The 23,237-nt window shown below is 68.8% G+C and carries 26 protein-coding genes; 13 read left to right on the top strand and 13 right to left on the bottom strand.

The window, feature by feature from the left end:
• The first annotated feature begins 20 nt into the window (after positions 1-20).
• A complete protein-coding gene (locus JOD54_RS07095; RefSeq protein WP_204449763.1) occupies positions 21-788 on the top strand; it encodes a glycosyltransferase in 768 nt (255 codons plus the stop codon).
• Positions 785-1,966, top strand: coding sequence for an L-2-hydroxyglutarate dehydrogenase (gene lhgD, locus JOD54_RS07090; RefSeq protein ID WP_204449762.1), 1,182 nt, complete (start codon positions 785-787; stop codon positions 1,964-1,966). The genes JOD54_RS07095 and lhgD overlap by 4 nt, the downstream gene beginning before the upstream one ends.
• A 38-nt stretch (positions 1,967-2,004) precedes the next feature.
• Here the strand turns inward: lhgD and JOD54_RS07085 are convergent, their stop codons facing one another.
• The 5 genes from JOD54_RS07085 to JOD54_RS07065 all read right to left on the bottom strand — a co-directional run bounded on the left by JOD54_RS07085 (position 2,005) and on the right by JOD54_RS07065 (position 6,902).
• The gene (locus JOD54_RS07085) at positions 2,005-2,400 is read right to left on the bottom strand and encodes a hypothetical protein (protein ID WP_204449761.1); all 396 of its coding nucleotides are present in this window, start codon (positions 2,398-2,400) and stop codon (positions 2,005-2,007) included.
• 864 nt (positions 2,401-3,264) lie between these two features.
• Entirely contained in the window at positions 3,265-4,527 is a 1,263-nt protein-coding gene (gene serS / locus JOD54_RS07080) for a serine--tRNA ligase (protein ID WP_204449760.1), read from the bottom strand.
• A gap of 64 nt (positions 4,528-4,591) precedes the next feature.
• Positions 4,592-5,074 (bottom strand): DUF350 domain-containing protein, encoded by a 483-nt coding sequence (locus JOD54_RS07075; RefSeq protein ID WP_204449759.1) that lies wholly within the window; start codon positions 5,072-5,074, stop codon positions 4,592-4,594.
• Positions 5,075-5,080: 6 nt separating this feature from the next.
• Positions 5,081-6,244 carry a glutathionylspermidine synthase family protein gene (locus JOD54_RS07070; protein WP_204449758.1) on the bottom strand — a complete coding sequence of 388 codons (1,164 nt, stop codon included), beginning with the start codon at positions 6,242-6,244 and terminating at the stop codon, positions 5,081-5,083.
• Between the two features lies 1 nt (position 6,245).
• On the bottom strand, positions 6,246-6,902 hold the full coding sequence (locus JOD54_RS07065; protein WP_239573304.1) for a hypothetical protein: 657 nt from the start codon (positions 6,900-6,902) through the stop codon (positions 6,246-6,248).
• 131 nt (positions 6,903-7,033) lie between these two features.
• Here JOD54_RS07065 and JOD54_RS07060 point away from each other — a divergent pair, with 131 nt between their 5' ends.
• The 3 genes from JOD54_RS07060 to JOD54_RS07050 all read left to right on the top strand — a co-directional run bounded on the left by JOD54_RS07060 (position 7,034) and on the right by JOD54_RS07050 (position 8,891).
• Entirely contained in the window at positions 7,034-8,017 is a 984-nt protein-coding gene (locus tag JOD54_RS07060; RefSeq protein WP_204449757.1) for a septum formation family protein, read from the top strand.
• A gap of 7 nt (positions 8,018-8,024) precedes the next feature.
• A complete protein-coding gene (locus JOD54_RS07055) occupies positions 8,025-8,363 on the top strand; it encodes a metallopeptidase family protein (protein ID WP_204449756.1) in 339 nt (112 codons plus the stop codon).
• 81 nt (positions 8,364-8,444) lie between these two features.
• Entirely contained in the window at positions 8,445-8,891 is a 447-nt protein-coding gene (locus JOD54_RS07050; protein ID WP_204449755.1) for an Imm1 family immunity protein, read from the top strand.
• A gap of 9 nt (positions 8,892-8,900) precedes the next feature.
• Here JOD54_RS07050 and JOD54_RS07045 read toward each other — a convergent pair whose 3' ends face one another.
• The 3 genes from JOD54_RS07045 to JOD54_RS07035 form a co-directional block, all read right to left on the bottom strand.
• Complete coding sequence (locus JOD54_RS07045; protein ID WP_239573975.1) at positions 8,901-10,040, bottom strand: macrolide family glycosyltransferase; 1,140 nt, start codon at positions 10,038-10,040, stop codon at positions 8,901-8,903.
• A 214-nt stretch (positions 10,041-10,254) separates the two neighbouring features.
• Complete coding sequence (locus JOD54_RS07040; protein ID WP_204449753.1) at positions 10,255-11,433, bottom strand: RtcB family protein; 1,179 nt, start codon at positions 11,431-11,433, stop codon at positions 10,255-10,257.
• A 41-nt stretch (positions 11,434-11,474) separates the two neighbouring features.
• On the bottom strand, positions 11,475-12,374 hold the full coding sequence (locus tag JOD54_RS07035; RefSeq protein WP_204449752.1) for an AurF N-oxygenase family protein: 900 nt from the start codon (positions 12,372-12,374) through the stop codon (positions 11,475-11,477).
• Between the two features lie 137 nt (positions 12,375-12,511).
• On the opposite strand from JOD54_RS07035, the gene JOD54_RS07030 reads away from it, so the two are divergent.
• The 3 genes from JOD54_RS07030 (at position 12,512) to JOD54_RS07020 (ending at position 14,918) form a co-directional block, all read left to right on the top strand.
• Positions 12,512-13,474, top strand: coding sequence for an SDR family NAD(P)-dependent oxidoreductase (locus JOD54_RS07030; RefSeq protein WP_204449751.1), 963 nt, complete (start codon positions 12,512-12,514; stop codon positions 13,472-13,474).
• A gap of 78 nt (positions 13,475-13,552) precedes the next feature.
• The gene (locus JOD54_RS07025; RefSeq protein WP_204449750.1) at positions 13,553-14,113 is read left to right on the top strand and encodes a glucosaminidase domain-containing protein; all 561 of its coding nucleotides are present in this window, start codon (positions 13,553-13,555) and stop codon (positions 14,111-14,113) included.
• 139 nt (positions 14,114-14,252) lie between these two features.
• Positions 14,253-14,918, top strand: a complete 666-nt coding sequence (locus JOD54_RS07020) for a sigma-70 family RNA polymerase sigma factor (RefSeq protein WP_204449749.1) — start codon at positions 14,253-14,255, stop codon at positions 14,916-14,918.
• A 497-nt stretch (positions 14,919-15,415) separates the two neighbouring features.
• On the opposite strand, the gene JOD54_RS07015 is transcribed toward JOD54_RS07020, so the two are convergent.
• The 3 genes from JOD54_RS07015 to JOD54_RS07000 are packed head-to-tail and all read right to left on the bottom strand — an operon-like array spanning position 15,416 to position 16,507.
• A complete protein-coding gene (locus JOD54_RS07015) occupies positions 15,416-15,754 on the bottom strand; it encodes a nucleotide pyrophosphohydrolase (protein WP_204449748.1) in 339 nt (112 codons plus the stop codon).
• A complete protein-coding gene (locus tag JOD54_RS33980) occupies positions 15,751-16,347 on the bottom strand; it encodes a PASTA domain-containing protein (protein WP_307859873.1) in 597 nt (198 codons plus the stop codon). Before JOD54_RS33980 ends, JOD54_RS07015 begins: the two co-directional genes overlap by 4 nt.
• 10 nt (positions 16,348-16,357) lie before the next feature.
• A complete protein-coding gene (locus JOD54_RS07000; RefSeq protein WP_204449747.1) occupies positions 16,358-16,507 on the bottom strand; it encodes a hypothetical protein in 150 nt (49 codons plus the stop codon).
• A gap of 187 nt (positions 16,508-16,694) precedes the next feature.
• Here JOD54_RS07000 and JOD54_RS06995 point away from each other — a divergent pair, with 187 nt between their 5' ends.
• Together JOD54_RS06995 and JOD54_RS06990 are read left to right on the top strand one after the other, a co-directional pair.
• Complete coding sequence (locus JOD54_RS06995; protein ID WP_204449746.1) at positions 16,695-18,389, top strand: sensor histidine kinase; 1,695 nt, start codon at positions 16,695-16,697, stop codon at positions 18,387-18,389.
• 677 nt (positions 18,390-19,066) lie between these two features.
• A complete protein-coding gene (locus JOD54_RS06990; protein WP_204449745.1) occupies positions 19,067-19,705 on the top strand; it encodes a response regulator in 639 nt (212 codons plus the stop codon).
• 98 nt (positions 19,706-19,803) lie between these two features.
• Here JOD54_RS06990 and JOD54_RS06985 read toward each other — a convergent pair whose 3' ends face one another.
• Positions 19,804-20,001 carry a hypothetical protein gene (locus JOD54_RS06985; RefSeq protein ID WP_204449744.1) on the bottom strand — a complete coding sequence of 66 codons (198 nt, stop codon included), beginning with the start codon at positions 19,999-20,001 and terminating at the stop codon, positions 19,804-19,806.
• A gap of 53 nt (positions 20,002-20,054) precedes the next feature.
• On the opposite strand from JOD54_RS06985, the gene JOD54_RS06980 reads away from it, so the two are divergent.
• Positions 20,055-21,074 carry a helix-turn-helix domain-containing protein gene (locus JOD54_RS06980; RefSeq protein ID WP_204449743.1) on the top strand — a complete coding sequence of 340 codons (1,020 nt, stop codon included), beginning with the start codon at positions 20,055-20,057 and terminating at the stop codon, positions 21,072-21,074.
• A complete protein-coding gene (locus tag JOD54_RS06975; protein ID WP_204449742.1) occupies positions 21,071-21,232 on the top strand; it encodes a DUF397 domain-containing protein in 162 nt (53 codons plus the stop codon). Before JOD54_RS06980 ends, JOD54_RS06975 begins: the two co-directional genes overlap by 4 nt.
• On the opposite strand, the gene JOD54_RS06970 is transcribed toward JOD54_RS06975, so the two are convergent.
• Positions 21,229-21,801: a DUF4232 domain-containing protein gene (locus JOD54_RS06970; protein ID WP_204449741.1), complete on the bottom strand. Its 573-nt coding sequence runs from the start codon at positions 21,799-21,801 to the stop codon at positions 21,229-21,231. The genes JOD54_RS06975 and JOD54_RS06970 overlap by 4 nt on opposite strands.
• Positions 21,802-21,960: 159 nt before the next feature.
• Between JOD54_RS06970 and JOD54_RS06965 the strand changes: the two genes are divergently transcribed.
• Positions 21,961-23,232, top strand: a complete 1,272-nt coding sequence (locus tag JOD54_RS06965) for an MFS transporter (RefSeq protein WP_307859872.1) — start codon at positions 21,961-21,963, stop codon at positions 23,230-23,232.
• The last annotated feature ends 5 nt before the right edge of the window (positions 23,233-23,237 follow it).

Here is a 23,237-nt window from a genome sequence, read left to right as displayed (position 1 = left end):
AGTCTGCCAGGGAGTATTCCATGGGTACGCCAGGGGCTACCGACCAGAAATCGCTCACCTACGTGGTGCCCGCGCACAACAGCGCGGACACCATCGAGGCGACTCTGTCCGCGCTGGCGACCCGGCTGGCCGGTGGCGACGCGGAGATCGTCGTCGTGGAGAACGGCTCGTCCGACGGGACCATCGAACTGCTGGCCAAGCTGGCCGCGAACTGGTCGGCCGACGTCGAACTGCGGGTGCTGACCAGCGAGAAGGGCATGGGCAACGCCCTGCGGCACGGCATCGCGCACAGCCGCGGCGCCCGGGTGTTCCTGGGTGCCGACGACCTGCCCTTCGGGTTCGACGACCTCGACGCCGCCGAGAAGATCGACCACGTGGCGAACCCGGTGGTGATCGGGTCCAAGGCGCACCCGGACTCGGTGATCGAGCGCGCGCTGCTGCGCAACGTGATGACCTTCGGGTTCCTGGTGCTGCGCCGGGTCATCCTGGGCATGCGCACCCGCGACCCGCAGGGCACCTTCATCGTCGACGGCGAGTGGGCCCGGCGGGCGGCGCCGCTGCTGCAGGAGCCCGGCTACCTGCTGTCCACGGAGCTGGCGTACCTGGCCGAGCGCAACGGCGTGAAGACCGTCGAGGTGCCGGTGAAGCTCAGCGAGGCGCACTCCAGCCACGGCAGCCGCATCCGGCTCAGCGACCCGATCAAGATGGGCATGGGCCTGTTCACCCTGCGCGGCAGGCACCGCCGCACCAAGGTCCAGCCGGGGTCGGCCCTCCCCCAGACCACGTGACCCGCCCCACCACCGTCGTCATCGGCGGCGGCATCCTGGGCCTGGCGACGGCCAGGGAGCTGTCGCTGCGCGGTCACGCGGTCACGGTGCTGGAGAAGGAAGACCGCTGGGCCGCCCACCAGACCGGCCACAACTCGAACGTCGTGCACGCGGGGCTGTACTACGCGCCCGGCTCCGAGAAGGCCCGGATGTCGGTTGCGGGCAACCGCTCGATCGTCGCCTACGCCCGCGAGCGCGGGGTCCCGGTCTCGGTCTGCGGCAAACTCGTCGTCGCCACCTCTGAGTCAGAACTCCCCGCACTACGCGTCCTGGCCTCCCGCGCGGAGGCAAACGGCGTCCCGGCCCGGATGATCTCGCCCGACGAAGCCCGCTCGTACGAACCCCACGTCTCTTGCGTCGCGGCTCTACACGTGGAGTCGACGGGAATCATCGACTTCCCAGCGATTTGCGCCGCGCTGGTCGCCGATCTGTCTGATGCGGACCTGCGTTTGTCTACACCCGCACTCGGCATCCGCTCTAACGCTTCAGGTGTCGAGGTTGCTACGGGCCGCGAGGTTCTGCGGGCGGACAACCTCGTGAACTGCGCGGGCCTGCACAGCGACCGCATCGCCCGCATGGCGGGTCTTACGCCGCGCGCGCGGATCGTCCCTTTCCGTGGCGAGTACTACGAACTCCGCCCCTCCCGCGCCTCGTTGGTGCAGGGCCTCATCTACCCGGTACCAGACGCCACCCTCCCGTTCCTGGGCGTCCACCTGACCCGCATGCTGGACGGATCCGTGCACGCGGGCCCGAACGCCGTCCTCGCTCTGCGCCGCGAGGGCTACACCTGGCGCGACTTCTCCGCCCAGGACGTCCTCGAGACGGCGACCTTCCCGGGGACCTGGAAGCTGGCCCGCAAGTACGCGTACCCCATCGGCCTCGACGAGGTCCTTAGGTCTTTGTCGAAGCGCAGGTTCGCGGCGAGCCTGGCAAAACTGGTCCCGGAGATCGTCGAGGACGACATCGTGCGCTCGGGCTCGGGGGTCCGGGCCCAGGCGTTGCTGCCGGACGGCTCGATGGTCCAGGACTTCCTCATCGAGGCCGCGCCGAGGCAGGTACACGTCCTCAACGCCCCATCACCCGCCGCGACCTGCGCCCTGGAGATCGGCAAGCACATCGCCGACCAGGTGACCGTCTGACTCCAGCCACCCGGTCGGCTGCTTTCGTTGGGCGTTGGTCAGACGAGGGTCACGCAGGCGAACCCGTAGTCGGTCCAGTAGCTCGGGGTGACCTTGAACCACGCGGTGCCGCAGACATTGGGGGCGGAACCGGTCCAGGTCTGGTTGAGCGGAACGTAGAACCCCACAGCCGTTGGGGCGTCGGGGTTGCTGAGGTTGAAGGTCGGGCCGGTCAGCTGGAAGTGGCCGTAGAAGGAACCACAGTTATTGGCCACGGTCGCCGAAACCACATTCCAGGTCGACGGGCCGGTGCGCGTGTAGTCAACGGACACCTTCACACATCTGTTGGCCGATTCGAGAACCGTGGCACTCGCACTCTGAGCCCCGATGACCGAGATTCCGGCCGCCGCCACTACCGCGCACGCACTCGCTACCGCTTTTCGCACAATGGACATGATTCGAGCGTATCCCCGGCACTCGAGTGCGCCGCTACTCTTTCCGGGCGCACCTGACCTGCCCAAAGACGCACGACCACCAGCGCCAACCGGACACAAGACCGAGAATTGTTTCCACCGCCCAGAAGACTTACTACCGAGTGTGGCCAATCTGAGAGACCAAGCGGGCCCCCGACGCCTCAAACGACCACTGGACACTCGGACCCTCCGGTGCCAACTGCTCGATGGAGCGGACTTGTTTTGTGTGGGGTGGCGGCAGTCGTAGCCTTGCCTCGCTGCAGGGCCATGCTCTTCGGCCCCGGCTTTTGCGGTCCTGCCACGGCTGGCGCAGGGGCCCCGTGCAAACCAAGTTCGCCCCATCGAGCACACCCACACCCCACGATCCAGCGCAATGCCGAAGGCGAGCCGACCCCGGAAGCCGCCGGTGCCAACCCAACCCACCGAGTCAGCCCCGCCAGCCCAACCACCGCTCCCAGGAAGCCACCCAACCAAATGCTCGATGGGGCGGACTTGTTTTGCGTGGGGTGGCGGCAGTCGTAGCGTTCTGCGCGGACAGGGCCATGCTTTTCGGCCCCAGCTTTGCGGTCCTGCCACGGCTGGCGCAGGGGCCCCGCGCAAAACAAGTCCGCCCCATCGAGCCCACCGGACCACCACGGGTCCGATGCAATGCCGCAGGCGAGCCGACCGGCCCCATCAAGCACACCACTCCACCACGCGTCCGGGTCGCAATGCCGAAGGCGAGCCGAAGATCAACAGCCCCAAGATCCCCCGAATACACAGCCTACGAGGGAACAGCAACCCGCTGGAAGCGAAGAACCGCGACCTGTGGACAGCTCGACCCGTTGTGGACAACCACCCACAGGGTCAAGCAACCGGCTTCAGGACCTCAAGCCCCAAGAACGGCCGAAGCGCCTCCGGCACCACCACCGACCCATCCGCCTGCTGGTGGTTCTCCAGGATCGCCACGATCCACCGCGTCGTCGCCAACGTCCCGTTCAACGTGGCCGCCACCTGCGGTTTCCCGTTCTCGTCCCGGTACCGCACCCCCAGCCGCCGCGCCTGGAACGTCGTGCAATTCGACGTCGAAGTCAGCTCCCGGTACGCCTTCTGCGTCGGCACCCACGCCTCGCAGTCGAACTTCCGAGCCGCGCTGGTCCCGAGATCGCCCGTCGCCGTGTCGATGATCCGGTACGGCACGTCGATCTTGGCCAGCATCTGCTTCTCCCACTCGAGCAGCCGCTGGTGCTCGGCCGAGGCGTCCTCCGGCTTGCAGTAGGAGAACATCTCGATCTTGTCGAACTGGTGGACGCGGATGATGCCGCGGGTGTCCTTGCCGTACGAACCGGCTTCGCGGCGGAAGCAGGAGGACCAGCCCGCGTAGCGCTTCGGGCCCGTCGACAGGTCGATGATCTCGTCGGCGTGGTAGCCGGCGAGGGCTACTTCCGAGGTGCCGACCAGGTACAGGTCGTCGTCGCGGAGGCGGTAGATCTCGGAGGCGTGGGCGCCGAGGAAGCCGGTGCCCGCCATGATCTCGGGGCGGACCAGGACCGGGGGGATCATCAGGGTGAACCCGGCGGCGGTGGCCTGGGCGGCGGCCATGTTGAGCAGGGCCAGCTGCAGCTGCGCGCCGATGCCGGTCAGGAAGTAGAACCGCGAGCCCGAGACCTTCGCGCCGCGCTCCATGTCCAGGGCGCCCAGGCGCACGCCCAGGTCCAGGTGGTCGAGCGGGGCGAAGTCGAACTCGCGCGGGGTGCCGACGTGCTCGAGGACCGTGTAGTCGTCTTCGCCGCCGACGGGGGCGGCGGGGTCGACGAGGTTGGGCAGGGCGCGGTGGGCCTCGTCGAGGGTCTGGTCGGCCTCGTGCTGGTCGGCCTCGGCCGCCTTGACCCCTGCGGCGAGTTCTTTGCCCTTGACCAGCAGGGCCTCGCGCTCCTCGCCCTTGGCCTTGCCGACCTGCTTGCCGAACTGCTTCTGCTCGGCCCGCAGGGAGTCAGCGCGGGAGATCACCGATCGGCGCCGGTCGTCTGCGGACAGCAGGGCGTCCACGGCCGTCGGGTCTTCGCCGCGGGCGCGCTGCGAGGCGCGCACGGCGTCGGGGTCTTCGCGCAGAACCTTGAGGTCGATCACGGGAGCTGAGCGTAGTCCGCACCGGCCGGGTTCCGCCTCCGGTATCCCGGCCGGTGCGCGCGGACTAGGAGATGGCGACCGCGACGATCAGGCCGAGGGCGATGTGCACGGCGGCGACGACCACGCTGGCGGGGGCGAACTTGTCGTCCTCGATGGTGGCGCCGACGTCCAGCTTGGTCACCCATTCGAGGGTGCGCACGGCCAGCACCTGGACGACGATGCCGATCAGGCCGTAGACCACCGAGGTGATCAGGCCCGCGGTCAGGTCGTTGGCCGAGAAGAAGATCGCGACCACGATGATCAGCGCCATGCTGAGCATGCCGGAGGCGGTGACGATGACCGCGTTCGGCTTGCCGGTGCGGACCAGGTCCGAGAGCTTGCCGGGGGTGGTCCAGTCGATGGCGTAGAAGCCGATCAGCATCAGCACCAGGCCGACGATGGCGTACAGGGCGATCGCCCCGATGCCCTTGCCGAGGTCGGCGCCGAAGCCTGCGGGCAGGGCCACGTTCGACACCGCTGCGAGATGGTTGGTCACGAGGTTCTCCATGGGGGCTTACTGCGGAATGCGGTGCGGGACGAAGGCGGCGCCGTCGTCGGTGACCAGGCCTGCGGTCTCCCGGATGCCGAGCCCGGCCGAGTGGTCGCCGACGATCCACGCGCCGAGGGCGGGGCGGTAGCCGTCGAACTCGGGCAGCGGGTCGAAGGCCTGGTAGACGAAACCCTCGGCGCCGTAGACGCCGCCGGTCTGGGTCTCGTAGCCGGTGGCGACGATCTGCACGTTGGCGCCCTCGCGGCCGAGCTTTGGCTTGCGCACGTACTCGGTGAGCAGGCCGGGCTCGTCGAGGAAGGCGGGCAGCAGGTTGGGGTGGCCGGGGTACATCTCCCACAGCACGGCCAGGATCGCCTTGTTCGACAGCAGCATCTTCCACAGCGGCTCGACCCACAGCGTCCTCGGCAGCGACTCGACGACCCGCTTGCCGAAGTCCTCGCCGGTGACCCACTCCCAGGGGTAGAGCTTGCAGACGGTGGCCATGGTCGACTCGGCCAGGTCGACGAACCGCTCGAGCTCGGGGTCCCAGCCGATGTCCTCGATCGCCAGGCCGACGGTGTCGAGCCCGGCCTCGGCGGCGGTCTCCTGCAGGTACGCGGTGGTCAGGTGGTCCTCGCCGGTGGGGTCGGCGCTGGACCAGGCGAAGTGCACCTCCTGGGAGGGCAGCAGGTCCTTGATCTCACCCCAGCGCTCGACGAGCTTCTCGTGGATGGAGTTCCACTGGTCGTCCTCGGCGAAGACGTCGGTCTTCCAGTACCACTGCACGACGGCCGCCTCCAGCAGGGAGGTGGGGGTGTCGGCGTTGTACTCCAGCAGCCGCGCCGGGCCGGAGCCGTCGTAGCGCAGGTCGAAGCGGCCGTAGAGGTGCGGGTCGCGGCGCTTCCACGACTCGGCGATGTGCGGCCACACCCACTCGGGGATGCCGAAGTCGCGGTAGCGCTCGGTCAGCACGATGTTGTCGACGGCCTCCAGGCACATGGAGTGCAGCAGCTCGACGTCCGCCTCCAGGGAGAGGACCTCGTCCATGTCGAAGGCGTAGTGCACCGACTCGTCCCAGTACGGGCGCACGCCCCCGCCGCCATAGCGGGCGGGGGTGCCGAACACGAGGCCCTGGGATTCGATCCGGGCCCGCCAGTCCGGCCTGGCCGCGTGGCGCTCTCGGCGCAACTCAGCTGCCCCCGCTCTTTCCGCCGCTGCTGACGCCGAGCCCGCCGCGCTGAACGGTGGAACCGGACTTGGTCTTCACCGAGGTACCGCTGGAGGGCGCTACATATGTACCGCCGGTGACCTTCTGGCCAACAGTGCCGCTGCCGCCGTAGTTGTAGCGGTACGAACTGCCGCCGATGAAGATGAACCCGCCACTGGTGTACCCACCGTGGCTGGACGCGTACGTGGAGTCGCAGTAGTCGTCGTCGACCACGACGCCGTTGGAGTCGGTGCACGTCGCGGTGACCTCGTCCGGTTGGGACGCCGCGTAGATCACCGCCACCAGCGCGACAACGCCGACGGTGACGCCGGAGCCGATGAGGATGCGCTTGCGCTTCTTGCGCTTGCGCTCGGCCTCTTCCCACTCCGCCTGCTCGGCCTCGCGCTTGCGGCGCTGGGCGTCGCGGCGGGCGCGTTGTTCGGCCACCGAGGGTTTCTTGGCCGCGGTGCGCTCGTCCTGGTAGCTGATCGACCCGCGCTTGGGCTCGTCCTGCGCAAGCGGCTCCGGGACGTAGGCGGGGACCTCGGTGGTCTTGTCCGTGCTGTTGTCGCTGGTGTTGCCACTGCTCGGCTGCTCGGCCGCCTGCTCGGCGTCCTTGGGCCTGTCGTTGTCAGTCATGTACCACTCCCGGCGCGAACCCTAGCTGACCAGCGGCGCCGCCGTTGGATGTTCGTCGCGATCGCAACCCGGCGGCCCCGTCCCGTGTCCCATGGCCACGCCCCCGACCGGGACACGGCATCATGGAGTAGATGTCTGGACGCGGCGGTTGGTTTCGATCGAACGACAGCACGGCGAAAACGCGGGTCATGATGGCCGGGGCGTTCGCCGGCTCGCTGCTGCTGTTGACCACCAGCACGGTCTTCTCCTGGCCGGTCGCGGTGGGCGGCGCCGGGCTGACGCCGGAGGAGGAGGTCGAGCAGGCGTTCGACTCCCCCGCGGGCAGCTGTCTCACCTGGACACCGCCGGACGGCACCGACATGCGCCGGGTCGACTGCGCGCAGCCGCACCTGTTCGAGGTCACCAGCAACGTCGACATCTCCGCGGAGTACCCGGCCGACGCCGCGCAACCGGACCTGGCCCGCTGGCAGGACATCGCGCAGGACAAGTGCACCCCGGGCGCCACCTCCTACCTGGGCGGCAAGCTCGACCCGTTCGGCAAGTTCCGGATCAACGCGCTCAAGCCGGTCGACGAGCAGTGGCGCGACGGTGACCGGAAGTTGCGGTGCGGGCTGCAGCGCACGGCGCCCTCGGGCAGCCTCATGCCGGTCAAGGGTTCCGCGGCGCGCCAGGACCAGTCCAATGTGCACGACCCGGGTACCTGCCTGGCGCTCGACGGGCAGAAGATCGGCGACCCGATCGCGTGTGACAAAGCCCATGCGTACGAGATCGTCGGCAACGTGGACCTCGGCTCGGCCTTCCAGGGCGAGTTCCCGCCGGACACCGTCCAGTGGGAACGGGCGATCGAGCTGTGCGCGACCGTGACCGCCGAGTACACCGGCGGCGCGGACCTGGCGGCCAAGGGCCTGACCCCGTACCCGGACACGCTCAAGCAGGAGAGCTGGGACGCGGGCTCGCGCAAGGTCGACTGCAAGGTCGGCGCGAAACTACCCGACGGCTCCGGCCTGGCCCCCGTGACCAACAGCGTCCGCGGCACCGGCCCGAGCACCTCCCCTGCCACCTCCTCGACGACCACCACTCCCACCACTCCCACGACGACGTCCGCGGGCGGCTGAGGTGGAGATGCCGCGCGACCGGTTCGAGGAACTGGTCGCCGAAGCGCTCGACGAGATCCCCCGCGAACTCGCCCGCGCCATGGACAACGTCGTGGTCCTGGTGGAGGACCGAGACCCTGGAGACCCCACCCTCCTCGGCCTCTACCACGGCATAGCCCTCACCGAACGCCTCTCCCATTACGGCGGCGAACTCCCCGACCGGATCTTCATCTACCGCGAAGCCATCCTCGACATCTGCGAAACCGAAGACGACGTCATAGACGAAGTGGCCATCACCGTCGTCCACGAAATAGCCCACCACTTCGGCATCGACGACGCCCGCCTGCACGAGCTCGGCTGGGGGTAGGCCCAGCCGAGCTCGCCATACGCCATGGGGCCGCAGCCATCAATCACGCCGCTGAGTGGGCGGCCACGGGAGGGCCGACTGGTGACTGGTGGAGATCAAGCCATCACGAGTTCCGGGCACATCTCGGTCGACGCGGTCGGGGTCGGGGTGGATCTGGTGGCGGAGCTGCGGGCGCTCAACAGTCGGGGGTTGTCCGTCCCGTGGATGTGGGTGGTGAGCGCCGAGCGCGTCCGGTTCGGCGGGGGCTCCACGTCGCCGAGGTTGGCTGTTGGGGTGTTCAACGATGTTGGTGCCTTGCAGTGGCACGAGGGCAGGGACACTTTCGTTCCTATCGGGGGCGGCAATCCGCACTGGCGGGCGTACTGGCTCGCTGGGGCGCACGAGTCGCAGATGCGGCCGGGTACCGAAGTACCTGTGGACACGGCTTTCCTCGCGGTTGAGGAGTTTCTGCGGACGTTGACGCGCCCGACGTGCGTGGAGTGGGAGAAGGGCTTGCCGCTGTCGGCTTCGCTCAGGGATGAGGCGTAACGCAGGGCGTCATACCAGGGATTCGACGATGTTCGCTGCGGTTTGGGGGCCGCCTGCGGAGCGGATCTCGGTGCGCATGCGGGCCAGGTTGGTGGTGATGGTGGGGTCTGTGGTGACCCGGGTGAGTTCTTGGCGGAGGCGGGTGGGGGTGGCCTCGGCTGTGGGGACGTGGGCGCCTAGGCCTAGGGACTCGATGCGGGGGGCGTTGATGAACTGGTCGACGCCTTGGGGGACGGCGATCATGGGGACGGCGAAGTAGAGGGCTTCCATGGTGGAGCCCATGCCCGCGTGCGTGATGAACGCGTCGGCGACCGTGAGGACGCTGATCTGGGGGACCCACTGGACTACCTCGATGTGGGCGGGGACGGTCCCCAGGGCTGAGGGGTCGATGTACTTGCCGACGGACAGGAGGACGTGCCAGTCGGTGGTGGGGGTGAAGGCTTCCACGCAGGAGCGGTAGAAGTCGATGCGGTCGGTGTAGGCGGAGCCGAGGCTGATCAAGAGGACTTTCTTGTCGGCCGGTGGCGTCCATTTCCCCTGGTGTTCGCGTTCGTCGACGCTCGGGCCGACGAAGGTGTACCGGGGGCCGACGGTGTCGCCGCGCAGTTGCCAAGAGCGCGGGATGGTGACAATGCAGCGGCGGGGTTCGTGCTTGATTTCCGCCGTCGACAGGGTCACGCCTTGCGCGGCTACGAAAGCCTCGAACTCCCGGTCCATAGCGGCGATTTCCAGCTTCACCGGAGCGTTCGGGTCGATGCCGAACTCCTCCTGCCAGCCTTCAAATGCCACGTAGGTGGGCGACAACTGGACCGCCGGGATTCCCCATTTCTCGGCCAGCACGGGGGCGTGCCAGGCGCCGATGTCGTAGACGACGACATCGGGCTTGTCCTGGGCGTACGCGGCCTCGACCTGCGGGGTTACGAACAGGAACTCGTCGTGGAAGAGGCGTTGGGCGCCCACTTCCTCGTCCGGCCAGTCCGAATCCGTGGTCGGGAAGGTGGAATCGTGCAGCACGGGGGTCGCGCCCGCACTGGAGACAGCGGGGGCGAAATCCTCGCGAACGGCGAAAGTGACCCGGTGCCCGCGCCGGACGAGTTCGGCGACAAGGGCAAGACTGGGGTTGATGTGACCGTGGGCGGGCACGGCCATGAAAGCGACATGCACAGCGAAGCTCCTCACTCGGGAATCGGCGGTTGGCGAAGAAAGGCCCGATTACTGGTACAGGAGCTCAAGCAGCATGGCAGCGAGGCTAGCAGACACGCAGGCGGTCAATCACGCGATTTATCGGCCGCTGCTGGTAGACAAAAGGGCGTCCGGGTGAGCAAGGTGGCTAGCTGCTTCCTTACTCACCCGGACGTGTGGGTCACCCCTTGACGCAGACGACCTGCTTGAGCTTCGCGACGACCTCGACCAGGTCGTCCTGGGCGCGGATCACGTCGTCGATGTTCTTGTAGGCCGCCGGGATCTCGTCGACCACGCCGGTGTCCTTGCGGCACTCAACACCCGCGGTCTGGGCCTCGAGGTCGGCCGCGGTGAACTGCTTGCGCGCCTTGGTGCGCGACATCCGGCGGCCCGCGCCGTGCGAGGCCGACTCGAACGAGTCCGGGTTGCCGAGGCCGCGCACGATGTAGGAACCGGTGCCCATCGAACCGGGGATGATGCCCAGATCCCCCGCGCCCGCCCGGATCGCGCCCTTGCGGGTCACCAGCACCTCCTCGCCGAAGTGCGTCTCCTCGGCGACGTAGTTGTGGTGCACCGAGATCGGCTCGTCGAAGGTGATCCCGTGGAACCGGCGGCGCAGCACGTCGCTGACCAGGCGGAGCATGACCGCGCGGTTGCGACGGGCGTAGTCCTGGGCCCAGTACAGGTCGTGCCGGTAGGCGGCCATCTGCGGTGTCCCGGCGATGAACACCGCCAGGTCGCGGTCGGGCAGCGACTGGTTGTGCGCCAGTTCGCGGGCGACCTCGATGTGGTGCTGCGCCAGGATGTTGCCGATGCCGCGGGAGCCGGAGTGCAGCATCACCCAGACCTGGCCGGACTCGTCCAGGCAGATCTCGATGAAGTGGTTGCCGCCGCCGAGGGTGCCCATCTGGTTCATCGCCTTGCCGCTCTCGCGGCGCACGACCGTGGTCAGGTCGCCGAAGGCCTTCCAGAACGACGCCCAGTCCCCCGCGTCACGCGCGGTGAACGCCTCGGACTTGTGCGCCGCGCGGCCGACCGGCACCGCCGCTTCCAGATCGGTCCGAAGTGGAGCGAGCGATTCCGGAAGGTCTCCCGCGGTCAGCGAGGTGCGGACCGCGGTCATGCCGCAGCCGATGTCGACGCCGACCGCGGCCGGGGACACCGCACCGCGCATGGCGATGACCGAGCCGACCGTGGCACCCATTCCATAGTGGACATCGGGCATGACGGCCACGTGCTTGTAGGTCCACGGCAGCGCGGCGATGTTGTGAAGTTGCCGCATGGCGACGTCCTCGACCTGCTCCGGGTTGGCCCAGAGGCGGATGTCGACGTTCGCGCCACGGATAGTCGTTGCTGCCATGCCGAAAGGCTAAGCGACACAACGCCTTGATCACGACCGGATTACCGGAGCAGTCCCGCCTTGCGCCACAGCGCCTTCGTCGGTCCGCCGATCATGCCGGTCTCGGTGAGGAACTCGACGACCTTCTCGACCATCCACCGCCGGGTCTCGCGGAAGTGCGGGTTCGCCAGCGCCGCCGCCCTGCCGACCCGGGGCGCGATCCCGACCGCCTTGTACACCCTGGGGTTGACCATGGCGTCCATCGCCGCGATCGCCGTCGCCGCGGTCGCCAGCCGGTGCCATTCGAGCTCGGCGCGGTTGAGCCCCGGGGCGGCCCGGATGACCTCTTCGCGGGCGTAGCGGACGTGCCGCGCCTCCTCGATGACGTGGATCCGGTTGACCATCCTGATCAGCGGCTGCATCGTCTCGTCGTCCATTGTGGACCGCTGCAGCCGGTCGGTCGCCTCCTCGGCGACCAGCACCGAGGCGAACATCGACGGCCCGCCCGCGATGGCCTTGTAGACCCGGCCGAGGTTGTGCAGCAGCCTGCCCGGCCCGTAGTTGGGCGCGTCGAAGCGGGAAATGGCCTTCGCGAACATGATCGAGTGCCGGGTCTCGTCGCCGACCTCGGTGAGCGCGTACTGGGCGTGCGGGGTGCGCGGGTCCAGGTCGTAGGCGTAGCGGACGAGCAGCTGCATCAGGATGATCTCGAACCACAGGCCGACCCCGGCGACGCTGGCGATCTCGTGCTTGGACAGCTCGATGCGCTGCTCCTGGCTCAGCCCGCGCCAGAGATCGGTGCCGTACAGGGAAACCCGCTCCAGCGGCATGTACGCCTTGTCCGGGTGCAGCGGCGCGGCCCAATCGATGTCGACGAACGGGTCGTAGCTGGTGCGCGCCGAGGCCTCCAGCAGCCGAGCGCTGACCTGGTCGGCATCCTTCGGTCGAAGTACACGAGCCATGGCGCTTCCACCCTCCGTCACCCGATGTCAGCACTGTTACGAGAAGTAACAGTTACTTTGCGTCCAGAGTCGCCGAAAACTGGGGGGTCTGTCAAGCGAACCGGCGGCCGGACCGGCTCGCGGCTAGCGTCGCAACCATGGGTGCGGCGACGAAGATCCTCGACACTGTCCTCGACCGAGCGGTCGTGCCGGGCTACACCAAGATCGGCTTCGCGGTGCGCAGCAAGTTCTGGGCAGCGGACCCGGCACCCGGCGCGCTCGACGGGAAAACGGCGGTGGTGACCGGCGCGAACTCCGGCCTGGGCCGGGCGACCGTCACGGAGTTGGCCCGACTGGGGGCCACCGTGCACATGATCGTCCGCGACCCGGCGAAGGGTGAGCGGGCGCGCGACGAGATCGCCGCGCAACTGCCGGGCGCGCACCTGGAGATCGGCGAGTGCGACGTGTCGAGCCTGGCGAGCGTGCGCGCCTTCGCCGCCGCGTTCACCGAGGCGCACGGCAGCCTGGACGTACTGGTCCACAACGCCGGTTCGCTGCCGCCGTCGCGCAGCGAGACCCCCGAGGGCAACGAGATCACGCTGGCCACGCACGTCCTCGGCCCGTTCCTGCTCACCGGCCTGCTCCGCCCGGCGCTGGCAGCGGCCAGGGGCAGGGTCATCTTCGTGACCTCCGGCGGCATGTACGCGGCCCGCCTCCACAGCGAAGACCCGCAGTACCGCCACGGCGAGTACAAGGGCGGCAAGGCGTACGCGCGGACCAAGAGGATGCAGGTCGTCCTCGCGGAGCAGTGGGCGCAGCGCCTCACCGACGACGGCATCTCCGTCCACAGCACCCACCCCGGCTGGGCGGACACGCCAGGGGTGACGGGGTCGCTGCCCGGCTTCAACAAGGTCATGGGCCCGCTGCTGCGCACCCCCGCGCAAGGGGCGGACACGATCGTCTGGCTCGCCGCCGCGGACAAGCCCGGTCACTCGTCCGGTGGGTTCTGGCACGACCGCCGGGTGCGTCCGACGCACTATCTCCCGTGGCAGCACGACGACCCGCAGGACCGCAAGGAGCTGTGGGATCTGTGCGTTCGGGAGACCGGACTGGTGATCTAGTCACCCACAGGTCCCGCACCCCACGAGTGGGTGACGCCCGGATTGCGGCGTGTCCCGGGTCCACTGACGCTCGTCGGCATGGGTATCAGACAACGCCTCACAGTCGCAGTCCTCGCCATGGCCGCGCTCGTGTTCGGTCCGGCCCAAGCCTCCGCGGGAACGCGGGCCGCCCAGCAGGAGTACCTGGCCCAGGCCGGTCCGCTGGCCCGCGCCGTCGCGGCCGAGTTCGGGGTGCCCGCCTCGGTCGCCGCCGGTCAGTCGATCCTGGAGTCCTCGTGGGGGCAGAGCAGGCTCGCCGTCAACGACCGGAACTTCTTCGGGTTCAAGTGCACCGCGGCGGGCCCCGGCCCGATGGCCACCGCCTGCCACGACTACCCGACGACCGAGTGCACCCCCGACTGCCACCAGGTCCAGGCCCTGTTCCGGGTCTACGACTCGATGCAGGCCTCCTTCCGCGACTACGGCCGCGTGCTGTCCACCAGCAAGAACTACGCGGCCGCCCGACCACTGGCGCACGACCCGAACGCGTTCGTGACCGAAGTGGCCAGGAAGTACGCCACCAACCCCACCTACGCGGCCAAGGTCATCCGCATCATGCAGGAGAACGACCTGTACAAGCTGGACGCGCCACTGCCCTAGGTAACCGCTCGCGCACGTTCGGCATCGGGAACGAGAAAGTTGCCCCGCAGACAAAATAGGGCCCCTAGTCCTGTATTTCGTGCGTCCCCCCGCGCTCTGTTAGGGGTGAGAGTCACCGCCCTGGCGCAGGAGGAACCCGATGTTGTGCACGGTGGAGCTGGACGAGGAGATCGCCGCCCTTGAGGCATCGCTTGGCCCCCGCGTGCCGCAACAGCAGAGCAGGTACGGGGTGCACAGCCCCACCCGCGCCGACCGGGACAACCTGGACTCGGTGGTCGCGGCGGCCATCGGCGGCGACAACAGCGCCACCGAGCAGCTGCTGATCTTCCTCCGCCCGCTGGTCATGCGCTACTGCCGGGCCAAGCTCGGCCGCCTCCCGCGCTCCTTCGCCAGCGCCGACGACGTCGCCCAGGAGGTCTGCGTCGCCGTCTTCCGCGCCCTGCCGACCTACCAGCAGCTGGGCAGGCCGTTCCTGTCCTTCGTGTACGGCATCGCCGCCCACAAGATCGCCGACGTGCACCGGGCCAACTCGCGGGACAAGTCCGACCCGATCGCGGACACGCCGGACACGATCAGCACGGAAGACGGCCCGGAGCAGATCACCCTGCGGCACGAGCTGGTCGAGCGCACGGGTGCCCTGCTGCAGACGCTGACGCCCCGGCAACGGGAGATCCTCGTGATGCGGATCGTGATGGGGATGTCGGCCCAGGAGACCGCCGAGATCGTGGGGACGACGGCGGAGGCGATCCGCGTGGCGCAGCACCGGGCGCTGAACCGGCTGCGGAAGACGCTGGCGCGGCACTGAGGTTTTGAGAGCGGTCGGGGTCCGTGGGGGACGGGTCTCGACCGGGAACCCGGGGACCTGTGGGGGTCCTGGCGGGTTTCCGAGGGGGGATGGCCCGCCGCGGCTCGGGGAGTAGCCGCGGCGGGCAGAGCTTCCGAGGCGGGGAGACACGCCGCTGGGGCCCGCGGGGGGCGGGCCTCAGCGGCGCTGGCCGTTGTGGCGCTGGCCGTTGCGGCGCTTGGATTCACCCGGTTCAGCGATCGAAGTTATCCACATGTGGATCTCTGGCGGCCCCGTTTGAAGATCCACTGTCGGTGCGGCCCGGTAGACTGGCTTCGGGGACGGCCCCCGTGGTGGGTGGGGTATGTCCTGGGGGTTGTGGGGGCGTTGTGGGGTTGAAGGCATAGGCGTGGGCGGGGAGGCCTGGGCTTGGGGCAGGGCGAGCTGACCTTGGTGGGGTTCACCTTCAGCAGCACGTCGCCGGGGTTCGCGGTGTGTGGCCCGCTGGGTCAGCGGGGTTAGCGCTCTAGGGCGGTGCGGCCGATGTTCGGGGGGAAGCGGGTTTCGTTGCGGTCGATCTTGGCGTGGGCGGCGGCGATGAGGTCCACGCCCAGGACGTCGGCTAGGCGGGTCAGGTAGAGGAGGACGTCGGCTAGTTCGTCTTCTATGCGGGCTCTCGCGGCCGGGTCTTGGGGGGCTGCGGTGGCTTCCTCGGGGGTCAGCCACTGGAAGAGCTCGGTGAGCTCGCCCACCTCGGCCGACAGGGCCATGACCAGGTTCTTCGGGGTGTGGAAGGGGCCCCAGGCGCGGGCTTCGGCGAACGCCCGCTGGCGGGCGGCGAGGTCTTCTAGGGTCACGGGTCCGTCTTCTTCTTGGAGCGCAGCAGGATCTTGTCCGACTGCGGCGCGACCTTGCCCGCCGCCGGGATCTGCTCGACGACCACCCAGTTGTGGTCGACCAGGAGTTGCCTACCCTGCCCGGTCGCGTCCTCTTCGGTCAGGTAGTAGAAGCCCGCCTTCTGCATCGCGTTCTGGGCGTCTTGGTGGTCCATGCCGACCACGTTCGGCACCGCGGCGGTCTTGGCCGTGGAGCTGGACGGGGTGGCGGAGCCCGAGTCGGTCTTCTTCCTGGAGCGCAGGAGGATCTTGTCGGACTGCGGGGCCACCGTTCCGGCCGCCGGGACCTGCTCGACGACCTCCCAGTTGGTGTCGATGACCAACTGGCGTCCCTGGCCGGTCGCGTCTTCCTCGGTCAGGTAGTAGAAGCCCGCTTTCTGCATGGCGTCCTGGGCGGCCTGGTGGTCCAAGCCGACCACGTTGGGCACGGCGGCGGACTTGACCGCTGAGCTGGGTGGGGCGAGGGTCGGCGGCTCCGGGATCGTGGTGGGGCCCGGACCGCAGGCGGCGAGGGTGAGCAGGACCAGGACGGCGGGGAGCGCTCGGGTCGTCACCCTTCCATGATCAGCGATGGGCCGACTGGCCGCCAGCCGCTCGGCGGCGGCGGGACTCGCGCCAGGCGTCGAGCTCGACGATCGCCGGGCCGAACGCCATGGCCAGGAGCAGGCTGATCGCCAGGACGATCCCCACCCACATCAAGATCGCTGTCACCATCGGGCACCTCCGTTTTTTGTGTGCCACCAGGTTCGCCCGGGACCGGGGTGTCGCGAATCAGCCAGAGAGCCCGGCCGGGAGGGCCATCCGGGTGGCGCCGGGGACACGGCGGGTCGGCCGATCGGCCGATGCAGCGGCGCCGGTCGACCGAGGCGCGGGCGGGCTGAGGGGCCTACTTTGCTCAAACATGGAGCTGCTCGCGCCCGTCCGCCGGTGGTTGGCGGGGTTGTTGGGGATGGCCTACCTGTTCGACCTGCTGCTCGTCATCGCGCGGCGGGACAACGTGGTCGAGGCCCTGATGCCGTTGCCGCTGTTGCTGTTCGTGTTCCTGGCGCTCGCCCGGCCCCTACTGGGGGTGGCCGGGGGCGCGCTGTGGCTGGTCATCTCGGCTCTGCTGAGCCTGGAGACGGGCAACCGGTTCGCGTTCAGCCTCAGTTCGGGTGCGCTCCTGCTCTCCGAGACGGTCACCATCGGCGCACTCGTGACGATCGCGGTGTGGCGGTGCCCGCCGGTGAAAGCGCTCGGGCTGGTCGCCTTGGCGACAACGGGGGGCCTGGCCGCCGGTGCTATCCGGCTGTACGACTCGTACTACTACCGGGGCGATGAGGGGTCGCCGGTACTGAACGTGTTGGGCGGCGGGGTGGTGGTCCTCGGTGGCTGCCTGGTCGGCTACGTCCTACGCGCGCACGAAGACCGTGGGACCACGACCAAGCTCAGCCAGCTGATCCGCAGGCAGTGGCCATTGGCGGCTGCGTTGGTCGCGCTCATCATGGTGGACCTAACGGGTACGTCGCTGCTGAACCCGATCGGCCGCGACCTCCTCTATGTGGTGCCGCTGGTGTTCGTCGTGGCGACCGCGGTGTGCGCAGTGCTTGGGCCGACGGCGCCGGTGCGGTACGCGATCATCGCCGCGGTGCTGATGGTGGGGGCCACGACAGCGTTGTCGCCTCTGACGTTGCTGTTCGGTACCTACGACCGTTTCCCGGTGCCTATAAGCATCGCCGCGTCGCACATGGCTCTTGTGTCCTACCTCGTGCGGTACGCGGAGCGAAGGAACGCGGCCGTCGGCGTAGGCGCGATCGTGGGTGTTGACCTGCTGACGATCGCGTCGGTGTTCGGGTCGGTCGCGTTCAGCCCGGAGTTCTTGCTGGTCTGCGGGTTCCTGCTGGTGGTGTCGATGGCGACCGGGCAGTACTTCCGGTCGCGGGACCGGGAGCGGACGCAGTCGGTGCAGGTCGCGGTGACCGGCGCGCAGCAGGCGGAGCGGATGGCGCTGGCGAGGGAACTGCACGACGTCGTAGCGCACCACGTGACCGGGATCGTGGTCGCCGCCCAGGCCGCGCAGCTGGTCAGCGCCACCAACCCCAGCGCGGCGGTGCAGGCCCTGGGGCGGATCGAGGCCGCGGGCGGGGAGGCGCTCGCCGCGATGCGGACGCTGGTCGGCAGCATGCGCGGCGCGGCGGCCGCCGGGGTCGAGGGGCAGGCGACCATGGATGTGGCCGCTGATCTGCGGGCCCTGGTGGCGAACGTGCACGGGCCGGAGATCGAGATGAGCCTCGACCTGCCGGAGTCGATGCCGCCGGAGGCCGGGCGGTCGGTGCTGCGGATCGTGCAGGAGTCGCTGACCAACGTGGGCAAGCACGCCCGGGACGCCACGCGCGTGGTGATCGACATCGGGGTGGTGGGCGACGAGCTGCGGTTGCGGGTGGTCGACGACGGGTCGGCGCGGGTGACGGCGCCGGGTGGGGCGGGTGGGTATGGGCTGATCGGGATGCGGGAGCGGGTTGACCTGCTCGGGGGGAGGCTCTCGGCTGGGCCGGGTGAGGTGACGGGGTGGGTGGTGGATGCGGCGTTCCCGCTGCGGGTGGAGCGGGAGGAGTAGCGGTGATCTGGGCGCCGTGCGTTGTTTCGTCGCGGCGCGGTTGGTCCACGATCGAGTGAATCTCGCGCGGGTAGGGGGTTGGTGGCTGGTCGCGGGCTGGGGGCTGTTGTCCACAAGGGTTCTGTTTGTCCACAGGGGATTCGCGGACCGTTGGCGCGGGCTCGGGGTGGATAGACTGGCATCGGGGTCGGCCCCCGGGAGGGTGGGGCTGTGTTCCGGGCGTGTGCGCGCGGGGTGGTTGGGAGTGCGGGTGGGGTCGGCGGTGGGTGGGAGCCGGGGTGGGTGTTGAGCTGCGGTGGGGTTGGCCGGGCCGGGCACGGGGTGACCGGGGCGTTGCGTGGGGCGGCGGGGGTTGGGCGTTGCGTGGGGCGGCAGGGGTTGGGCGTTGCGTGGGGCGGCGGGGGTTGGGCGTTGCGTGGGGCGGCGGGGGTTGGGCGTTGCGTGGGGCGGCGGGGGTTGGGCGTTGCGTGGGGCGGCGGGGGTTGGGCGTTGCGTGGGGCGGCGGGGGTTGGGCGTTGCGTGGGGCGGCGGGGGTTGGGCGTTGCGGGGGTGAGGGTGCCTGGAGGGCTCGGGTTGGTCGGGATGTGGGAGCGGGGCAGGTTGGTCGGTGGGAGGCTCGTGGGTGGGGGACGGGGTGGGGGCGCTGTGTTTTCACTGGTCGTTGAACGGGAGATGGTGTGATCCGGGTTCTGATCGCCGATGACCAGGAGATGGTTCGGGTGGGGTTCCGGATGATCCTGGAGTCGCAGCCGGACATGGCGGTGGTGGCGGATGTGGCCAATGGGATCGATGCGGTGGGCAAGGCGCGGGAGTTGCGGCCGGACGTGTGTTTGGTGGATGTGCGGATGCCGGGGATGGACGGGCTGGCGGTGACCAAGGCGCTGGCGGGGCCGGAGGTCGCTGATCCGCTGAAGGTCGTGGTCGTGACTACGTTTGATCTGGATGAGTACGTGCACACGGCCCTGGCGAACGGGGCGAGTGGGTTTCTGTTGAAGGACGCGGGGCCTGCGTTGTTGATGGAGGCGGTGCGGGCGGCGGCCAGGGGGGACGCGTTGGTGTCGCCGCAGATCACGGTGCGGTTGTTGCGGCACTTCGCGGCGCCCGCGCCGGTGGGGACCAACCCGTTGACCGAGCGGGAGACCGATGTCGTGCGGGCGGCGGCCAGGGGGTTGACGAACACCGAGATCGGGGCGGAGTTGTTCCTGTCGCTGTCCACGGTGAAGACCCACCTGGCCGCCGTCCAGGGCAAGATCGGCGCCCGCAACCGGGTCGAGATCGCCGCCTGGGCTTGGCGAACCGGCCTCGTCGTCGACTGAGTCACCCTCTCCCCGCCACCCACCCCCTCATCCCCGCCCGGCATCGTTCCCGGCCTGGGTGGTCGAGGTCGCCGCTGGGCGAGGCGGACGGTTCTCGGCTAGGCGGCCAGCTTGTCCCTGGCCTCGGCGACCACGGTGGCGAGGCGGTCTAGGCCTGCGCGGGTGAGGACGATCTCGAAGCCCTCCATCCGACCGCCGAAGTAGACGGACATGGCGGTGGGGCCGTCGGGGGCGTAGGTGATCTCGCAGGTGTCGTCGACCTTGGCCCAGGTGTTCATGTGGAAACCGGCGTGCATGGGTGCTCCTCGGTGGGATTGGCACGGAATGTGTGCGGCGGTGATGCAACGCCATGGCGGGCCCGGCGCGCAAGCTTTCACGGGGCTCATTCACCCGTAAAGGCCACAACAACAGCGTTGTATTGCAGGCCGGCCGCCGGAACACTTTCACCGCGAATGCAAGTTACCTGACGGGTGAGGAGTGGGCGTACGTGCGCGAGACGACGACGGGGTCGACGGTGCCGCGCCGACAACTGGGCCGATATCTGCGCGAACTTCGCGGCCGGGCTCGGCTGACGGTCCGCGCGGCGGCGGCGGAGTTGGAGTGGTCGGAGACCAAGATCTGGCGGATCGAGACGGGGCAGACACCCCTGCGCAGCCTCGACACGGAGGCGATGTGCAAGATCTACGGGGCATCGGAGGAGGTGACGGAGTACCTCAAGACCCTCTCCAAGAAAACAAGGGAACAGGGGTGGTGGCACGCCTATGGCGAAGCAGTTCCTGATGGCTTCGGCCTCTATATTGGGCTCGAAGAGGCGGTATCATCCATAGACTGGTATGAATCTGACCTAGTTCCAGGCTTGTTTCAGACAGAGGACTACGCCCGGCAGATCATTCGCTCTCATCATCCGAGAATTCCGGAGGATGTTCTGCAAAGCCGTGTTGAATTGCGGGCGAGCCGACAAAATCTGCTCACGCGAGTGACGGCGCGGCCAACAATCTCCGCCCTCTTGAACGAAGCCATCCTGCGCAGGCCAATCGGCGACATGAGCGTGATGCTGCGGCAACTGGATCACTTGGCAGATCTGTCCCAATTGGATACAGTAACCGTGCGAGTTGTTCCGTTCGCGGCAGGCATGCATCAAGGACTTCTTTCCGGACCGTTCATGGTCATGCACTTCCCCGAGCTCGGAAGTCGAGAGTCCGAACCACCCGTGGTGCACACTGAGGGCCTTGTAGGTGAACTGTTCCTGGACAAGCCGAGCGAGATCGCGCGCTACAGCGCCGCGTTCCAAGACATGTCGGGAAGGGCGCTCGACGAACGGGATAGCTTGCTGTTGATCCGGCAAGCAAAGAAGGAGCTTCGTCCGTGAAGTGGCGCAAGAGCAGCTACAGCAATGGTTCCTACGCCTGTGTTGAGGTCGCGTTCCGCGACCTCAACACAGTCCTGACCCGTGACAGCAAGCAGGGGGAGGGGCCTCGGCTGCGGTTCGACCGCAGGGACTGGGCCGCGTTCCTCCGCTCCGTCTAAACCACCGTCTTCACCGTGAGCTGATTTCCCGGCGGGGTGCCCGCGCACCCCGTCCCGGGCAGCTCCACGAACGCCGACTCCGTGTCGTGCGGCGGGTACACCCGCAGGCCCAGCACCTCCGTCGGCCGACACTCCGCCGGGTCGAAGTTCTGGACGTTCACGAACCCCACGTCCGAGGCGGCCGTCGCGCCCGGGGTCAGCCGCACCGGGGCACCCTTGGTCCCCACCCGGTACGCCGCCGGACCCACCTGGTGACCGTCCTGGCCCGCCACGTACGACACGCCCGGGAAGCCCTGGATCACGCACGTCCGCTGCCCGCTGTTGGTGAACACCAGCTTCCGGTAGACCGTCCCGGCCGCCGCGTCCCCGTCCTGCACCGCCAGCTTCAGCTCGCCGACCTTGCAGTCATCGGCAGATGCCGGTTGCGCAGCGTCCACCGATCCCGTCGTCGACGTGGCCGACGTGGCCGACGGCAGCTCCGCTTGGGGCTGGTTGTCGGATTTCTGCCCACCACATGCCGCCACCAGCACTAGTACGGCTACTCCCACGCCGTTTGCTACCCACCTCATATTCCCACAATGCGCCAGTTTCCCACTGATCGCCACCCGGATCGGGTTCACACGAGCACCCCCCGATGGGAAGAATTGCCGCCCGTTCGGGGGTAGTTGCTGGCGGGAACCGGCCAGTAGCGTCGCGGTATGGCGTCGGCACGATTACCCGGGGGCCACGTGACCACGGACCGGCGACTGACCTGGCTCCTCGGGTCAAGTGCGCTGTCCAACCTGGGTGACGGTATCGGCAAGGTCGCGTTCCCCCTCCTGGGCGCCAGCCTGACCCGCGACCCGGTCCTCATCGCCGGGCTCTCCGCGACCGCGTTCCTCCCCTGGCTCCTGTTCGCCCTGGTCAGCGGGGCCCTGGTGGACCGGGTCGACCGCCGCAAGGCCATGTTCCTCGCCAACACCTCCCGCGCGGTCCTGGTCGGCGGGCTGGGCGTCCTCGTCGTGTTCGACGCGACCTCGATCTGGCTGCTCTACGTGATGGCCCTGCTCATCGGCACCGTGGAGACCGTCGCCGACAGCGCCGCGCAGGCACTCATCCCGGCCGTCGTGGACAAGGACCGGCTGGAGTCGGCGAACGGCAAGCTCCAATCCGCCGAGATCGTCGGGCAGACCTTCCTCGGCGGACCGCTCGGCGGCCTGACCTTCGCCGCGTTCGCCGCGCTGCCGTTCCTGCTCAACTCGGCCGGATTCGCCATCGCGGCGATCCTCCTGCTCGCGATCAGGGGCAACTACCGGCCGAAGGTGGTCGGGCCGACCCCGAAACTGCGTCTCCAACTCGCCGAGGGCATCAGCTGGGTGCGCAAGAGGCCGCTGATGATGCAACTGGTGGCCTTCGCCGCGGCCTTGGCCCTGACCTCGGAGCTCGCGCAGGCGTTGCTCGTCCTCTACGCACTAGAGGATCTGGGGCTGCGCGCAGAAACTTTCGGCGTGTTCGCGCTGGTCGGCGGCGCGGGCGGGCTGCTCGGCGCCGCCGTCGCACCTCGGCTGACCAAGGCAATGACCAGGCGGAGCGTCCTCACGGTGGCAGCCGCGGGCTGCGGGGCGGCGTTCGGCGTCATGGGCCTGGTGCGCGAGCCCGTGTCGGCCGCCATCCTGTTCGGCGTGTTCGCGGCAAGCGTCGTCACCGTGAACGTCATCATCGGGGCGCTGCGGCACGCGCTCATCCCGGAGCACCTCTTCGGCCGGGTGCTGGGCGTCTGGCGGACCGCGGTGTGGGGCTCGATCCCGCTCGGCGCGCTGCTCGGCGGCGTCCTCGCGGCGTGGCTGAACACGCGGGCCGTGTTCCTGATCTCCGGGGTACTGCAACTCGGCCTGGCCGGGGCCCTGTGGGTGGTGCTGGCCAGGCACGAGAACTCGATCGAGACGCTGGGCGAGGAGCCCGCGTTATCCAGTGAGAGCGCGCCTACCGGATCGGGCGAGAGCGCGCCTGCCGGAGCCTGAGGCAG

Source organism: Actinokineospora baliensis, assembly GCF_016907695.1.
Classification (GTDB): Bacteria; Actinomycetota; Actinomycetes; order Mycobacteriales; family Pseudonocardiaceae; genus Actinokineospora; species Actinokineospora baliensis.
Note: the sequence above shows the minus strand (reverse complement) of the source record. Positions and strands in the feature narration are given on the sequence as shown.

Coding starts and splice junctions, on each gene's coding strand:
- JOD54_RS07035 (WP_204449752.1), bottom strand. CDS start 12,374: ATGGCTCGTGTACTTCGACCGAAGGATGCCGACCAGGTCAGCGCTCGG.
- JOD54_RS07030 (WP_204449751.1), top strand. CDS start 12,512: ATGGGTGCGGCGACGAAGATCCTCGACACTGTCCTCGACCGAGCGGTC.
- JOD54_RS07025 (WP_204449750.1), top strand. CDS start 13,553: ATGGGTATCAGACAACGCCTCACAGTCGCAGTCCTCGCCATGGCCGCG.
- JOD54_RS06970 (WP_204449741.1), bottom strand. CDS start 21,801: ATGAGGTGGGTAGCAAACGGCGTGGGAGTAGCCGTACTAGTGCTGGTG.
- JOD54_RS07095 (WP_204449763.1), top strand. CDS start 21: ATGGGTACGCCAGGGGCTACCGACCAGAAATCGCTCACCTACGTGGTG.
- JOD54_RS07055 (WP_204449756.1), top strand. CDS start 8,025: ATGCCGCGCGACCGGTTCGAGGAACTGGTCGCCGAAGCGCTCGACGAG.
- JOD54_RS07065 (WP_239573304.1), bottom strand. CDS start 6,902: ATGACTGACAACGACAGGCCCAAGGACGCCGAGCAGGCGGCCGAGCAG.
- JOD54_RS07020 (WP_204449749.1), top strand. CDS start 14,253: ATGTTGTGCACGGTGGAGCTGGACGAGGAGATCGCCGCCCTTGAGGCA.
- JOD54_RS07075 (WP_204449759.1), bottom strand. CDS start 5,074: ATGGAGAACCTCGTGACCAACCATCTCGCAGCGGTGTCGAACGTGGCC.
- JOD54_RS06985 (WP_204449744.1), bottom strand. CDS start 20,001: ATGCACGCCGGTTTCCACATGAACACCTGGGCCAAGGTCGACGACACC.
- JOD54_RS06995 (WP_204449746.1), top strand. CDS start 16,695: ATGGAGCTGCTCGCGCCCGTCCGCCGGTGGTTGGCGGGGTTGTTGGGG.
- JOD54_RS07085 (WP_204449761.1), bottom strand. CDS start 2,400: ATGTCCATTGTGCGAAAAGCGGTAGCGAGTGCGTGCGCGGTAGTGGCG.
- JOD54_RS07000 (WP_204449747.1), bottom strand. CDS start 16,507: ATGGTGACAGCGATCTTGATGTGGGTGGGGATCGTCCTGGCGATCAGC.
- JOD54_RS06980 (WP_204449743.1), top strand. CDS start 20,055: ATGGCGGGCCCGGCGCGCAAGCTTTCACGGGGCTCATTCACCCGTAAA.
- JOD54_RS07060 (WP_204449757.1), top strand. CDS start 7,034: ATGTCTGGACGCGGCGGTTGGTTTCGATCGAACGACAGCACGGCGAAA.
- JOD54_RS07045 (WP_239573975.1), bottom strand. CDS start 10,040: ATGGCCGTGCCCGCCCACGGTCACATCAACCCCAGTCTTGCCCTTGTC.
- JOD54_RS07040 (WP_204449753.1), bottom strand. CDS start 11,433: ATGGCAGCAACGACTATCCGTGGCGCGAACGTCGACATCCGCCTCTGG.